Genomic DNA, 15,062 nt, shown 5'->3' on the forward strand with positions numbered 1-15,062 from the left:
CCGCGCCCACAAGATGCCGTACCTGCCTCGCCGGCCCCGTCCGGCGGTTGCCCGGGATGCTCCGGCAACCGCCGGGCGGGGCCGCGGCTTTGGCGGCCCCGCCCGGCGCAGGGGCTCCGCTCGTCCGCAGGTGCAGCGGCGTTCCCGTCCCCCCGAAATCTCCCGCTGCCGGGCCCTCGCAAAGGCCTGCCGTCCGAGGCACGGAAGGGCGGTCCGTCCCCACCGCCCGGCCACCGTCCGACCGTTCGGTGACAGGTGGGCAAACTTATGATTTCTACCCACCTGTTTGCAGTACTAGCCAGTAATGTGATCGGCCGTGACCGATCTTCTTCCTGACACCACCTCACGCCGCACGGTCGTCAAAGCCGCGGCCGTCTCCGCCGCCCTCATACCGCTGGCCACCGCCCCCCAGGCGACGGCAGCCGGGGCGGCCCCCGCCTTCCTGCACGGTGTCGCCTCCGGTGACCCGCTGCCCGACGGCGTCCTCCTGTGGACCCGGGTGACCCCCACCCCCGACGCCGTGCCCGGCTCCGGCAAGGGCCCGGATGTCGCGGTGCGCTGGCAGGTCGCCGAGGACAAGGCGTTCAGCAAGGTCGTGGCGAACGGCACCACGACCGCGAAGGCCGCCTCCGACCACACCGTCAAGGCCGATGTGCGCGGGCTGCGCCCCGCCACCTCGTACTGGTTCCGCTTCACCGTCGACGGGGTGCACTCCGCCGTGGGCCGGACCCGCACCACCCCCGCGCACGACGACGCCTCGCACGCCCCGCGGTTCGGCGTGGTCTCCTGTGCCAACTGGGAGTCCGGCTACTTCTCCGCGTACCGCCACCTCGCCGCGCGCACCGACCTCGACGCGGTGCTCCACCTCGGCGACTACATCTACGAGTACGCCACCGGGATCTACCCGGAGCCCAAGTACGTGGTGCGCCCGCACTCCCCCACCCACGAGATCACCACGCTGGCCGACTACCGCGTCCGGCACGGCGCGTACAAGACCGACCCCGACCTCCAGCAGCTCCAGGCCGCCCACCCGGTCGTGGCGATCTGGGACGACCACGAGTTCGCCAACGACGCCTGGTCCGGCGGCGCGGAGAACCACACCCCGGGCGCCGAGGGCGACTGGGCCCAGCGCGTGGCCGCCGCCAAGCAGGCCTACTTCGAGTGGATGCCGGTGCGGACCTCGACCTCCGGCACCACCTACCGGCGGCTGCGCTTCGGCAAGCTCGCCGATCTGCACCTGCTCGACCTGCGCTCCTTCCGCTCGGAGCCGTCGAAGATCGGCAACGGCGGGGTGGACGACCCCAACCGGACGATCACCGGCCGCGCCCAGCTCGACTGGCTGAAGGCGGGCCTGGCCTCCTCCGACGCCCCCTGGAAGCTCGTCGGCACCTCGGTGATGATCTCCCCGGTGGCCTTCGGCTCCCTCCCGGCGCATCTGCTCGGTCCGCTCGCCGAGCTGATGGGGCTGCCCAAGGAGGGGCTGGCGATCAACGTCGACCAGTGGGACGGCTACACCGACGACCGGCGTGAACTGCTCGCCCATCTGCGCGACCGGTCGATCAGCAATACGGTCTTCCTCACCGGTGACATCCACATGGCCTGGGCCACCGATGTGCCGGTCAAGGCCGCGACGTACCCGGTGTCCGCCTCCGCCGCGACCGAGTTCGTGGTGACGTCGGTGTCCTCCGACAACCTCGACGAGATCCTCCATGTCGCCCCGCACACCCTGTCGCTGGCCGCCGCGACGGCCATCCGGGCCGCGAACCGCCATGTGAAGTGGGTGGACATGGACTCGCACGGCTACGGCGTCCTCGACGTCACCGCCGAGCGGACCCAGATGGACTACTACGTGATCTCCGACAAGTCCGACCGGAACGCCACGTCGGAGTGGACGCGCTCCTACCGCACCCTCTCCGGCACCCAGAAAGTGGAGCGCGTACACGAACCCGTTCGCTGAACGCCGTTTTCCGGCCAGTCCCGTTCCGTATACCGGACCGTGACTCCGTCGCTGGGAGTGGTGTGTTCCGCGGAACGATTGGGGACACACCACTCTCTCCCGCCACCTCGGGCGTTACGGACGTGTCTCACAGTGCCCAGAGTGTCGGTAGATCTCTCCCCAACGCCCCAATTGCCCCAGACGTTTGATTGGGCCAGTTAGGACCTGCTGAAGCGCTCACACCGCCTCGTAATCTCCCGGCACGGCAGGAGGAAATCCCACCTGACACCGTGTCCGCGAGGAGCCCAGATGCGCGCAACGGCCCGAATATCCCCGCGTCTTCGCCAACGTCTCATCGGCACCGCCCTGCTGGCGGGTGCCCTGGCCTTCACCCCGCTGACCCCCACAGCCGGCGCCGTGAACGCCAAGGCCCCCTCCGGAACCAAGGCCGAGAAGTGCCCCGACGGCAGCGCCCCGAGCGCGACGGCGCGGAAGGCGGACCCGGCGAGCGGCCTGGGCAGCGCCACCGCACACGAGCCGAACGACGTCTCCGCCTCCGAGGCCGAGGCCATGGACAGAGACCTGCAGCGAAGAGTCGGCCAGCTCCGCAAGTCGCCCCAGGGCAAGCTGCTGGCGGCCAAGGCGGCCGCGTCGACCACGATCCCGGTGTACTTCCACGTGGTGCACGACGGTGACAAGGGCAAGCTCGGCGCCGCGGACGTCGAGGGCCAGATGAAGGTCCTCAACGAGGCCTTCGCCGGCAAGGGCGACGGCAACACCACCAGCCAGTTCAAGTTCAAGCTGGTCAAGACCGACTACACCGAGAGCGCCGAGTGGTACAACGGCATGGAGCCGGACGGCTCCGCCGAGCGTGACATGAAGACCAAGCTCCGCAAGGGCGGCTCCAGCGCGCTCAACATCTACTCCGCGGGCCTCGGCGGCGGTCTGCTCGGCTGGGCGACCTTCCCCGAGTGGTACCCGGACGACCCGAAGATGGACGGCGTCGTCGTCCTGGACGAGTCGCTGCCCGGCGGCTCGGCCGCGGACTACAACGAGGGCGACACCGCCACCCACGAGGTCGGTCACTGGATGGGCCTGTACCACACCTTCCAGGACGGCTGCTCGGAGCCGAACGACTACGTCGCCGACACCGCCCCCGAGGCGAGCCCCGCGTTCGCGTGCCCGGTCGGCCGTGACACCTGCGCCGCCGAGGGCCTGGACCCGATCCGCAACTTCATGGACTACACGTACGACTCGTGCATGACCCTCTTCACCCCGGGTCAGGTCGAGCGGATGACCCAGTCCTGGTACGCCTACCGCGCCAGCTGATCCACCGCCCGCGCGGCACGCAGCCCGGAACGCCCCGTCGCACCCCCAGTGCGGCGGGGCGTTCCGCGTGCCTGCCGGGGGCTGCCCGGACCGCCCGGGGCTCCGGGTCAGAGCTCCGCGAGGAAGGCCAGCGCCACCGGCCAGAGCGACTCCGCCGCCTCGGCGTCGTAGTCCGGCAGCTCGGGGTCGGTGAAGATGTGCCCGGCACCCGGGTAGCGGTAGACCTCCACGTCCGCCCCGGCCCGCCGCATCCGCAGGTACCAGGCGTTCAGCCAGTCCTGCGGCTCGAACGGGTCGGGGTCGGCGACGTGCAGCTGGACCGGCAGCTCGTCGGTCGAGGCGTCGTCGGCGAGGTCGGAGGTGCCGTGCAGGAGCAGCAGGCCGCGGGCCTTCTCGTCGGCCAGGGCGAGATTCTGGGCGATGGAGCCGCCGAGCGAGAAGCCCGCGTAGACCAGCCCGCGGTCGGAGAGCGGCGCCACGGCGGTGACGGCGCGCCGCAGCAGCTCGTCCTGGCCGATCTCGTCCTTGATCGCCATGCCTTCCTCGACGGTGTCGGCCGTGCGCCCGTCGTAGAGGTCCGGCACATGGACCTCGTGCCCGGCGGCGCGGAGCCGGTCGGCAGCCGCCCCGACGGCCGGACGCAGGCCGTGGGCCGAGTGGAACAGAACAATCGTCGAGGAGGACGGCACCTGGTTTCCCTTAGCTCTCGGTGTATCGCACTTCTCACATCGTGCCAGCTACGGTCGTGGGTACGCGGACTGCCGTAAGCGTTGAAAGGAGCTGAGGTGTCCATGGAGGACGTGCTGCGTCCGCTGCTCGTGATCGGCGGCTCGATCGCGATCACCCTGGTGATCGGCTGGCTCGTCGACCAAGGCCTGCGCCGGAGCGACGCCCGCCACCCGGAGACCCCGCTGTGGGGTCTGCTGCGGCGCTGCCGCATTCCCTTCCAGTTCGTGCTCTGCGCGGCGCTGCTGCGCGGTTCGTACAACCAGGCCCACCTGGCCCGCAGCCACACCGCCGCGATCGGTCAGCTGCTCACCCTGGTGCTGATCGGAGCGACGGCCTGGCTGGTGATGCGGATCGCCACCGCGATCGTGGAGTCCACGTACTCCCGCTACGCCACGGCGACCCGTGACCCCGCCCGGGTGCGCCGGGTGCGCACCCAGGTCACGCTGATCCAGCGGGTGGTCACCGCGATCGTCGGGGTGGTGGCGGCGGCCGCGATGCTGCTGACCTTCCCCGAGATGCGCGCGGTCGGGACCTCGATGCTGGCGTCGGCCGGTCTGCTGGGCATCGTCGCCGGTATCGCCGCGCAGTCCACGCTGGGCAACCTCTTCGCCGGGCTGCAGATCGCCTTCGGCGACATGGTGCGGATCGGCGACACGGTCGTGGTGGACGACGAGTGGGGGACGGTCGAGGAGATCACGCTGACCTTCCTGACCGTGAAGACCTGGGACGAGCGCCGGATCACGATGCCGGTGTCGTACTTCACCAGCAAGCCGTTCGAGAACTGGTCGCGCGGCGGGCCGCAGATGACCGGCACGGTCTTCTTCCAGCTCGACCACACCGCTCCGGTGGAGGCCATGCGGGAGAAGGCGCACGAGATCGTGCAGGACTGCCCGGCCTGGGACGGGCGGGACTGGACGCTCGTGGTCACCGACACCGGCCCGACCACCATGGAGGTCCGGGCGCTGGTCACCGCGCGGGACGCGGATTCCCTGTGGACGGTGCGCTGCGACCTCCGGGAGCGGATGATCGCCTGGCTGCGGGACGAGCACCCGTACGCGCTGCCCCGGGTCTCGACCGCCCCGGCGGTGCTGCCGCCCCAGGACCCCCCTCGGGGCGCGGCGCCGCAGGACTCCGCACCCCAGGACGACGTGCTGTTCGAGTCCCCCGGCCCTAACGGCCGCGCTCGGCGCCACCGTTGACCTGAATCACCTGGGCGGTGATGTGGCCGGCCGCCGCCGAGGCGAGCCAGTGCAGCGTCTCCGCCACGTCCCCGGGGGTTCCGGCCCGCCCGGTGAGCGTCTCGGCGACCAGCGCGTCGTGACGCTCGTCGGGCAGGGCCCCGCCGAAGAAGCCGGTCTCCTCGACATAGCCGGGGGCGACCAGGTTCACCGTGACGCCGTGCGGCCCCAGCGACCGGGCGAGGGCCTGGGCGTACGGGTGCAGGGCCGCCTTGGCGGAGGCGTAGGGGTGGGAGCCCGAACCGCGGAGTGCGGCGATGGAGCTCAGGAACAGCAGCCGCCCGCCGGGCGAGGCCAGGTGGTCGCGGAGCGCCTCGGTCAGCAGCACCGCGGTGTGCACGTTCAGCCGGAAGTTGACGGTCCAGTCGTGGGCGACGGCGGCCAGCGGATCGGCGGTGTCCGGCGGCGGCTCCAGGCCGCCGTTCCCGCCCGCGTTGTTGACCAGGACGTCCACGGCGCCGAAGCGCTCGCAGATGAACCGCGCCGCCTCCTGCGTCTGCCCCGGGTCGGTCAGGTCCACGGCCCGGGCGACCGCGCCGGGCACCGCGGCCGCGGCCTGCTCGAGGACCTCGGCCCGCCGCCCGAGCAGCACCACCCGGTCGCCGTCCCGGGCGAACGCTCTCGCCGTGGCCAGCCCGATGCCCGTACCGCCCCCGCTGATCACCACCGTGCGCGCCATGCGACCGGCCCCTCCTTCGGAAGATCGACTCGCAGTCTACGGCGGGGTCCCCCGGAGACTGCGGACATCGAGCTCGTGCAGCACCCGGTCCACCACCTCGGGGTCCGCGCCCGGCTCGCTGCGCGCCGCCAGCACCTCGTGGCGGGCCGCGGACAGCATCTCCGCCTGGATCCGCTGCACCCGCCGGATACGCGCGATCCGCTTCTCCTGGGTCTCCCGCCGCTCGTCGTCGATGATGTCCGGGGAGATGCGCACCCCGATCTCGTAGGCCCGGCGCAGCAGCAGCTCGGACAGCTCCTCCGGCAGCTCCTCCACCTGCTCGATCTCCCGGAGCCGGCGTTTGGCGGCCTTGGCGACGCGCAGCGCGAGGACGCGCTCGTGCTCGCGTTCGGCGTCGGTGTCGGCCCGCACGCCGAGCCGTCTGACCAGCCACGGCAGGGTCAGCCCCTGGAGCACCAGGGTGGCCATGACCACGGCGAACGCGATGAAGAGGATCTCCTCGCGGGCGGGGAACGGGCCGCCGCCGTCGACGGTCAGCGGGATCGCGAGCGCCAGGGCGACCGAGGCGACACCCCGCATCCCGGCCCACCACATGACCACCGTCTCCCGCCAGGTCAGCGGGATGTCCTCGGCGATGTCCCGGCGGCGGTGCATCCGGCGGGCCAGCCAGGCGGCGGGCAGCAGCCAGAGCAGCCGGACGCCCACCACGACGCCGACGACGACGGCGCTGGCACCCAGCAGCTGGCCCCAGCGGCCGGAGGCGGTACCGAACAGGTTGTGCAGCTCCAGGCCGATGAGCCCGAACGCGACACCGGTGACCAGGGTGTCGACGACGCTCCAGAAGGTGTTGCCGGCCACCCTCCCCAGGACGTCGTCGGCGTCGGCCGTGCGCTCGGCGAGGAACAGCGCGGTGGTGAGCACGGCCAGCACCCCGGACCCGTGGAGCTCCTCGGCCAGGACGTAGGAGACGAACGGCACCAGCAGGCTGAGCCCGATCTGCAGGGTCGCGTCGCCGAGCAGCCCGATCAGGTGGTTGGCGACCCAGCCCAGCGCGAGACCGACGGCCACCGCGACGACCGCGGAGAGCACCAGCGAGCCGGCGGCGCGCGGCGCCGAGAAGCTGCCGCCGACGGCCGCCGCCAGCGCCGCGTGGTAGATCACGATCGCGGTGACGTCGTTGAACAGCCCCTCGCCCTCCAGGATCGACACCATGCGCCGGGGCAGCCCGAGCGAACCGGCGACGGCGGTGGCCGCGATCGGGTCGGGCGGGGCGACCAGCGCGCCCAGCACGACGGCGGCGGCCAGCGGCAGCCCGGGGACGACGGCCTGCGCGACCGCGGCGACCGCCGCGGTGGTGACGAACACCAGGGCCACCGCGAGCAGGAAGATCGCCCGCTTGTTGGCCGTGAACTGCCGCCAGGAGGTGCGCTGCACGGAGGCGTAGAGCAGCGGCGGAAGGACGAGCGGCAGGATGAACTCGGGCGGAATATCGACGTTCGGCACGAACGGCAGCAGGGCGAGGACGATCCCGCCCAGCGTCATCAGCACCGGCGACGGCAGCCCCAGCCGGTCGCCGAGCGGCACCGTGACCACGGCCCCGAGCAGCAGGGCGAACAGCAGGGCCAGCTGGTCCACGGTGGTGTCGCTCCAGTCGTTCGGGCGGCCGGGCAGAGCCTCCAGCCTGCCACGACCTGCACCATCGGGCCGTCAGAGCAGCTTGTGCATCGCCTGGTGGGGTATGCCGCTGCCCTCGTCGAACACCGGCCCGTGGGCGGTGTAGCCGAGCTTCTCGTAGAAGGCCAGCGCGGAGGTCTGTGCCTCCAGGTGGACGCCGCCGAGCCCGAGCAGCCGGGCCTGCTCCTCCACGGCCCGGACCAGCGCCGCGCCCAGTCCCGTGCCCCGGGCGGCGCCGCGCACGGCGAGCCGGCCGAGGGCGGCGGTGGTCGACCCGTCGACACCCGAGGCGCCGTACTTCCGGTCCACCGCCGGGCCGTGCAGCACGCGCGCGGTGCCCAGCGGCCCGCCGGGGCCCTCGGCGAGGAGATGGAGGGCGTCCGCGTCGTACGCGTCCAGCTCCACCTCCTCGGGGACCCCCTGCTCGCGGACGAAGACCTCCCGGCGCACGGCGAAGCAGCGCTCCCGGTCGGCCTCGCCCGCGACGCGGATCACATAGGCGCGCGGCGAGGTCATCCGCTCTCCGCGCGCACGGTCTCCAGGGCGTTGCGCAGGTCCTCGGGGTAGTCGCTCTCGAACTCGACCCAGCGCCCGTCGGCGGGGTGCTCGAAGCCGAGCCGGACGGCGTGCAGCCACTGGCGGGTGAGCTTCAGCCGCTTGGCGAGGGTGGGGTCCGCGCCGTAGGTGAGGTCGCCGACGCAGGGGTGCCGGTGGGCGGCCATGTGCACCCGGATCTGGTGGGTGCGGCCGGTCTCCAGCTTGATGTCGAGCAGGCTGGCGGCGCGGAACGCCTCGATGAGGTCGTAGTGGGTGACACTCGGCTTGCCGTCGGCGGTGACGGCCCACTTGTAGTCGTGGTTCGGGTGCCGGCCGATGGGGGCGTCGATGGTGCCGCTCAGCGGGTCGGGGTGGCCCTGGACGAGGGCCTGGTAGCGCTTGTCGACCGTGCGCTCGCGGAACTGCTGCTTGAGCAGGCTGTAGGCGCGCTCGGACTTGGCGACGACCATCAGCCCGGAGGTGCCCACGTCGAGGCGGTGCACGATGCCCTGGCGCTCGGCTGCGCCGGAGGTGGAGATCCGGTAGCCGGCGGCGGCCAGTCCGCCGATGACGGTGGTGCCGGTCCAGCCGGGGCTGGGGTGGGCGGCGACGCCGACCGGCTTCATGATCACGACGATGTCGTCGTCGTCGTGGACGATCTCCATGCCCTCGACGGGCTCGGCCACGATCTGCACCGGTGGGGCGGCCTGCGGCAGCTCCACCTCCAGCCAGGCGCCACCGCTCACCCGGTCGGACTTGCCGGCCGGGCTGCCGTCGATCTGGACCTTCCCGGAGGCGGCGAGCTCGGCGGCCTTGGTCCGGGAGAAGCCGAACATCCGGGCGATCGCGGCATCGACGCGCTCGCCCTCCAGGCCGTCGGGTACGGGCAGCGTGCGGATCTCGGGAAGGGTACTCACCCGGACGAGTATGCCGGACCGGCGGAGACGGTTCGTACGCCCGTCCTCCTGGCCGGTCCTCGTGGACCGTTGGTCAGTCCTTGTGGACCGTGCCGTCCGGGTCCAGGCCGCGGAACGAGAGGATCACGATCAGGGCCCCGCCGCAGACGATCGCGGAGTCGGCGAGGTTGAAGACCGCGAAGTGCGCGGGGGCGATGAAGTCCACCACGGCGCCCTGGAGGAAGCCCGGGGAACGGAAGACCCGGTCCGTGAGGTTCCCGAGGGCGCCGCCGAGCAGCAGGCCGAGCGCGATGGCCCAGGGGGCGCTGTACAGCTTGCGGGCGATCCGGGCGATCACCACGATCACCGTCGCCGCGATGAGGGTGAAGACGATGGTCAGGGCCTGGCCGATGCCGAAGGCGGCGCCCGGGTTGCGGATCGCCACGAGCCGCAGCAGATCGCCCGCGATCTCCACCGGCGCGTGGTGCTCCAGCTTCGCGACCACCAGCATCTTGCTGAACAGATCCAGGGCATAGGCGGTCGCGGCGACCGCCAGCAGCACCGCGATCCGCCGCTTCCCCCTGGGTGCGGACTCCTCGGTCTGCTCCGGCGCCGGCTCCTGGGAACCTGGAGTACCGATGATCCGCTCCGCCTCTGCCACGTATGTCCCTCAGTATCTGTCCGTGTGGGGGTACGTCCCCCGCCCGAGTAGAGCTGAGGACGAGAGTACGGCACACCCCCGCGGACGGTTCAGTGGCGCTCCTGCTTCTGCTTGCACTCGACACAGAGCGTGGCGCGGGGGAACGCCTGCATCCGCGCCTTGCCGATGGGATTCCCGCAGGACTCGCAGAGTCCGTAGGTCCCCGCGTCGAGGCGTTCCAGGGCGCGCTCGGTCTGCTCCAGCATCTCCCGGGCGTTGGCGGCGAGGGCCAGCTCGTGTTCCCGGGTGATGTTCTTCGTGCCGGTGTCGGCCTGGTCGTCACCGGCGCCGTCGCCGGAGTCGCGCATCAGGCCGGTGATCGCCTCCTCGGAAGCGATGATCTCGGCACCGAGCCGGAGGGCTTCGCCGCGGAGCTCGGCGCGGGCCTCCGCGACCTCCTCCTCGGACCAGGGCTCCTCCTCCGGCCGGACCGGCAGCTCGCCGGGCCCGGCGGCTCCGGCGCCGGCCGGGTGCACGGCGGTCGCCGCGGCCGCCGCGGCGGCCGGGACCTTCTTGGCGGACTTGGCGGACGAAGCCCCGCCCCGTGCCTTCTTCGCAACCACCGTCCTGGCTCCCGTCGTGTCAGCGGGTTTCCGGGCGGCGGTCGCCGCCTTTCCGGCCTTCTTCGCCGGTACGGTCTTCGTGGCCCGGCTCGTGCGGGCCGCGGGCGCCTTCTCCGCGGCGGCCGCCGACTTCTTCGCCGCCGGTTTCCTGGCCTTTTCCGCGGCGGCCTTTTCCGTGGCCGCCTTTTTCGCCGACGCCTTCCGGGCCGCGGGCCTGCTCGCCGCAGCCTTGCCGGCCGCCGTCTTGCTCGCCGCCGTCTTGCTCGCCGGTGCCGTGCCGGACGCGGCCTTCCCGGCAGCCGTCTTCCGGGCCGCGGTCTTACGAGCCGGGGCCTTCTCGTCCGGTGCCGGTTTCACCGAGCCGGCCGTGCGCTTCTTCGCCGCGGCCGGTTTCCCGTCCTGCGGCGCCGCTACGGTCTTCTGAACGGTGGACTTCTTCACGGTGCTCTTCTTCGGCGGTGAATTTCGGGACGCACCGCCGGCGGATCTGGCGGACGCCGTCTTCTTCACGGCGGTCTTCTTCGCCACCATGGCCGCGGCCCCTTCACATTCTGTGATTTCGCACGCGAATCGTGCTGGGACGATAAATCGACTCCGGACCCGCGGCAACGGGGCACGCCGCCGGTCGGGGGCCCTCGGGAGGCCCGGCACCTGCCGAACCGCGCGGACAGGGCGGACCTGCAACCGTTGTGCCCCGCTCCCGGCCCGGTAACCACCCACCGCCCCGCGCGCCCGCTCCGCCCCGGCAGGCACCGGCGTCCCCGCTGGGCCGTCCGGGTCACACCGCGCCCGCCCCGGCCAGGCCCGCGCGGGCCGGAAAACGGGGCGGCCCCGGTCGGCGACTCCCCGTACACTGGGCGCAGCGAAAGGCGTGGAAGGGGACGAGTAGCGCCGTACGCAGCCATGAGCGACCCGGGGACGGTGCGAGCCCGGGGGCCTGCGCGACGTGAAGATCACCCCCGAGCCGCCGGAAGAAAGCTCCGCAGCGGAGCGAGTAGACCCGGCATCGCGGTCCCAATGAGGGGGCCGGGGGCGCCGCCCACGGCCAAGGAGGGTGGTACCGCGGGAGCCCCGGGCTCTCGTCCCTCCGACGGAACCGACATGTCCGCCGGAGGAAGAGACCCCCGATGACGACGCCGCAGTACCGCCAGGTACCCGCCCAGGTCGACCTGCCCGCCCTCGAGCACGCCGTGCTCGACTTCTGGCGCGAGAACAAGGTCTTCGCCCGCAGCCTCGAGCAGTCCGAGGGCCGCCCGGAGTGGGTGTTCTACGAGGGCCCGCCGACCGCCAACGGCATGCCCGGCGCGCACCACATCGAGGCCCGCGTCTTCAAGGACGTCTTCCCCCGGTTCCGCACCATGCAGGGCTACCACGTGGGCCGCAAGGCCGGCTGGGACTGCCACGGCCTGCCCGTGGAGCTCGCCGTGGAGAAGGAGCTCGGCTTCAACGGCAAGAAGGACATCGAGGCCTACGGCATCGCCGCCTTCAACGCCAAGTGCCGCGAGTCGGTGACCCGGCACACCGACGCCTTCGCCGAGCTCACCACGCGCATGGGCTACTGGGTCGACCTGGACGACGCCTACCGCACCATGGACCCGCAGTACGTGGAGAGCGTCTGGTGGTCGCTGAAGGAGATCTTCGGCAAGGGCCTGCTGGTCCAGGACCACCGGGTCGCCCCCTGGTGCCCGCGCTGCGGCACCGGCCTGTCCGACCACGAGCTGGCGCAGGGCTACGAGACGGTCGTCGACCCGTCCGTCTACGTCCGCTTCCCCCTCACCTCGGGCCCGCTGGCGGGCGAGGCGGCCCTGCTGGTCTGGACGACCACCCCGTGGACCCTGGTCTCCAACACCGCCGTCGCCGCGCACCCCGAGGTGACCTACGTCGTCGCCACGAACGGCGAGGAGAAGCTGGTCGTCGCGGAGCCGCTGCTGGAGAAGGCCCTCGGCGAGGGCTGGGAGGCCACCGGCCGGCGCTTCACCGGAGCCGAGATGGAGCGCTGGACCTACGAGCGCCCGTTCGCCCTGGTCGAGATCGAGAACGCGCACTTCGTCGTCAACGCCGACTACGTCACCACGGACGACGGAACCGGCCTGGTCCACCAGTCCCCCGCCTTCGGTGAGGACGACCTGAAGGTCTGCCGCTCCTACGGCCTCCCGGTGGTCAACCCGGTCCTCCCGGACGGCACCTTCGAGGAGAGCGTGCCGCTGGTCGGCGGCCGCTTCTTCAAGAAGGCCGACGAGGCGCTGGTCAAGGACCTCGACGAGCGCGGCCTGCTCTTCCGGCACCTGCCCTACGAGCACAGCTACCCGCACTGCTGGCGCTGTCACACCGCGCTGCTCTACTACGCCCAGCCGTCCTGGTACATCCGCACCACCGCGGTCAAGGACGCCCTGCTGCGCGAGAACGAGCGCACCAACTGGCACCCGGAGGCCGTGAAGCACGGCCGGTTCGGCGACTGGCTCAACAACAACATCGACTGGGCCCTGTCCCGGAACCGCTACTGGGGCACCCCGCTGCCCATCTGGCGCTGCGAGGAGAACCACCTCACCTGCGTCGGCTCCCTCACCGAGCTCTCCGAGCTCACCGGCACGGACCAGTCGGAGCTCGACCCGCACCGTCCGTACATCGACGAGATCACCTTCACCTGCACCGCCGACGGCTGCGCGCTGGAGGCGACCCGGGTCCCGGAGGTCATCGACGCCTGGTACGACTCGGGCTCGATGCCCTTCGCGCAGTGGGGCTACCCGTACCGCAACAAGGAGATCTTCGAGAAGCGGTACCCGGCGCAGTTCATCTCCGAGGCCATCGACCAGACCCGCGGCTGGTTCTACACGCTGATGGCGGTCGGCACCCTGGTCTTCGACAAGTCGTCCTACGAGAACGTGGTCTGCCTGGGCCACATCCTCGCCGAGGACGGCCGGAAGATGTCCAAGCACCTGGGCAACATCCTCCAGCCGATCCCGCTGATGGACGAGCACGGCGCCGACGCGGTCCGCTGGTTCATGGCGGCCGGCGGCTCCCCGTGGGCCGCCCGCCGGGTGGGCCACGGCACCATCCAGGAGGTGGTGCGCAAGACGCTGCTCACCTACTGGAACACCGTCGCCTTCCAGGCCCTGTACGCCCGCACCTCCGGCTGGGCCCCGTCCGCCGCGGACTCGGCCCCGGCGGAGCGTCCGCTGCTGGACCGCTGGCTGCTGAGCGAGCTCAACGCCCTCACCGAGCAGGTCACCCAGGCCCTGGAGTCCTACGACACCCAGCGCGCGGGCAAGCTGCTCTCGACCTTCGTCGACGACCTGTCGAACTGGTACGTGCGCCGCTCCCGCCGCCGCTTCTGGCAGGGCGACCCGGCCGCGCTCCGCACGCTGCACGAGTCGATCGAGACGATCACCCGCCTGATGGCCCCGATGGTGCCGTTCATCACCGAACGCGTCTGGCAGGACCTGGTCGTCCCGGTGGCCCCGGACGCCCCCGACTCCGTCCACCTCACGGCCTGGCCGACGGCGGACACCTCGCTGATCGACCCGGCGCTCTCCTCGCACATGGTGCTGGTGCGCCGCCTGGTGGAGCTGGGGCGTGCGACGCGTGCCGAGTCGGGTGTGAAGACCCGCCAGCCGCTCTCCCGCGCCCTCGTCGCCGCGTCGGGCTTCGAGGCCCTGGACGCCGAACTCCGCGCCCAGATCGCCGAGGAGCTCAACGTCAGTGGCCTGGCGGCGCTCTCCGAGGTCGGCGGCTCCCTGGTGGACACCACCGCCAAGGCCAACTTCCGCGCCCTCGGCAAGCGCTTCGGCAAGGGCACCCAGCCCGTCGCCAAGGCCATCGCCGACGCGGACGCCGCCGCCCTCTCGGTCGCCCTCCGCGAGGGCACCGCCTCGGTCGAGGTCGACGGCGAGACGGTGCCCCTCTCCCCCGAGGAGGTCATCATCACCGAGACCCCGCGCGAGGGCTGGTCGGTGGCCTCGGACTCGGGCGCGACCGTCGCCCTCGACCTGGAGATCACCCCGGAACTGCGCCGCGCGGGCCTGGCCCGCGACGCGATCCGGCTGATCCAGGAGGCCCGGAAGAACAGCGGCCTGGACGTCGCGGACCGCATCGCCCTGCGCTGGGAGACGGCGGACGACGAGGTCCGCCAGGCCCTCACCGACCACCGGTCACTGATCTCTGACGAGGTACTGGCCACGGACTTCGCCCCCGGCGAGGCCGACGACACCTACGGCGACCCCTTCACGGACGAGCCCCTCGGCCTCACCTTCCGCCTCCGCAAGCACTCCTGACCCACCCACCCCGAAGGCCCCGCCCCCGGCGGGGCCTTCGCCATGCCCCACCTCGCCCAAGAACCGCCATGCACGCAACAGGACTCACCGCGAAGCGGGGGCTACGCCACGACTCTCCCGGCCGAACGCCAGGACAAGGCATACGAAGGGGCACAGCACCACCGGCCCAGTCCGGACATGACGGCAGCGGACCACCCAGGACCGGGTGAACGCCAGGAGCGGCGCCGCCGGACCAGGTGAAGGCAGAGGCGCGGGGCCACCGCCCGGGCTGACCCGAACCCAAGAGGGCGGGGCCGCAAGCCAGGGTGAACGCAAGGACGCGGGGCCGCAGGGCGGCTAGGTGAACGCAACGGGGCGGAGGCGCAGGACCGGGCGAACACGGCAGCCCGCCACGACGAACCGGTGGTCCGGACGCAAGAGAGTGGGGCCGCACGGCGGCTGGGTGAACGCAAGGGGGTGGGGGCGCAGGGGTGGGGGTTCCGGAAACTTCCGTGTGTATTTGTGGGCCCC

General features: G+C 72.0%; 12 protein-coding genes. 5 read left to right on the forward strand and 7 right to left on the reverse strand.

Annotation, left to right across the window (positions count from 1 at the left end; translation table 11 throughout):
* Positions 1-316: 316 nt before the first annotated feature.
* Both ABT112_RS24220 and ABT112_RS24225 read left to right on the forward strand, forming a co-directional pair.
* On the forward strand, positions 317-1,957 hold the full coding sequence (locus ABT112_RS24220; protein WP_351512852.1) for an alkaline phosphatase D family protein: 1,641 nt from the start codon (positions 317-319) through the stop codon (positions 1,955-1,957).
* A gap of 288 nt (positions 1,958-2,245) precedes the next feature.
* Positions 2,246-3,265, forward strand: coding sequence for a zinc metalloprotease (locus tag ABT112_RS24225; RefSeq protein ID WP_351512853.1), 1,020 nt, complete (start codon positions 2,246-2,248; stop codon positions 3,263-3,265).
* 107 nt (positions 3,266-3,372) lie between these two features.
* On the opposite strand, the gene ABT112_RS24230 is transcribed toward ABT112_RS24225, so the two are convergent.
* On the reverse strand, positions 3,373-3,954 hold the full coding sequence (locus ABT112_RS24230; protein WP_351512855.1) for a dienelactone hydrolase family protein: 582 nt from the start codon (positions 3,952-3,954) through the stop codon (positions 3,373-3,375).
* Between the two features lie 102 nt (positions 3,955-4,056).
* On the opposite strand from ABT112_RS24230, the gene ABT112_RS24235 reads away from it, so the two are divergent.
* Entirely contained in the window at positions 4,057-5,193 is a 1,137-nt protein-coding gene (locus ABT112_RS24235; protein WP_351512879.1) for a mechanosensitive ion channel family protein, read from the forward strand.
* Here ABT112_RS24235 and ABT112_RS24240 read toward each other — a convergent pair.
* The 6 genes from ABT112_RS24240 to ABT112_RS24265 form a co-directional block, all read right to left on the reverse strand.
* Positions 5,165-5,911: an SDR family NAD(P)-dependent oxidoreductase gene (locus tag ABT112_RS24240; protein WP_351512856.1), complete on the reverse strand. Its 747-nt coding sequence runs from the start codon at positions 5,909-5,911 to the stop codon at positions 5,165-5,167. The two genes, ABT112_RS24235 and ABT112_RS24240, sit on opposite strands and share 29 nt — an antisense overlap.
* A 36-nt stretch (positions 5,912-5,947) precedes the next feature.
* A complete protein-coding gene (locus tag ABT112_RS24245) occupies positions 5,948-7,546 on the reverse strand; it encodes a Na+/H+ antiporter (protein WP_351512858.1) in 1,599 nt (532 codons plus the stop codon).
* Positions 7,547-7,618: 72 nt separating this feature from the next.
* Positions 7,619-8,101: a GNAT family N-acetyltransferase gene (locus ABT112_RS24250; RefSeq protein ID WP_351512860.1), complete on the reverse strand. Its 483-nt coding sequence runs from the start codon at positions 8,099-8,101 to the stop codon at positions 7,619-7,621.
* Positions 8,098-9,039, reverse strand: coding sequence for an RluA family pseudouridine synthase (locus tag ABT112_RS24255; RefSeq protein WP_351512862.1), 942 nt, complete (start codon positions 9,037-9,039; stop codon positions 8,098-8,100). The genes ABT112_RS24250 and ABT112_RS24255 overlap by 4 nt, the downstream gene beginning before the upstream one ends.
* Positions 9,040-9,112: 73 nt before the next feature.
* Complete coding sequence (gene lspA / locus ABT112_RS24260) at positions 9,113-9,679, reverse strand: signal peptidase II (protein WP_351512864.1); 567 nt, start codon at positions 9,677-9,679, stop codon at positions 9,113-9,115.
* An 89-nt stretch (positions 9,680-9,768) separates the two neighbouring features.
* Complete coding sequence (locus ABT112_RS24265) at positions 9,769-10,281, reverse strand: TraR/DksA family transcriptional regulator (RefSeq protein ID WP_351512866.1); 513 nt, start codon at positions 10,279-10,281, stop codon at positions 9,769-9,771.
* A 16-nt stretch (positions 10,282-10,297) separates the two neighbouring features.
* Here ABT112_RS24265 and ABT112_RS24270 point away from each other — a divergent pair, with 16 nt between their 5' ends.
* Entirely contained in the window at positions 10,298-10,705 is a 408-nt protein-coding gene (locus ABT112_RS24270) for a hypothetical protein (protein WP_351512867.1), read from the forward strand.
* A 703-nt stretch (positions 10,706-11,408) separates the two neighbouring features.
* Positions 11,409-14,552: an isoleucine--tRNA ligase gene (gene ileS / locus ABT112_RS24275; RefSeq protein WP_351512869.1), complete on the forward strand. Its 3,144-nt coding sequence runs from the start codon at positions 11,409-11,411 to the stop codon at positions 14,550-14,552.
* Positions 14,553-15,062: the final 510 nt, after the last annotated feature.

The organism is Streptomyces sp. NPDC002055, from assembly GCF_040296705.1.
In the GTDB taxonomy this organism is placed as follows: domain Bacteria; phylum Actinomycetota; class Actinomycetes; order Streptomycetales; family Streptomycetaceae; genus Streptomyces.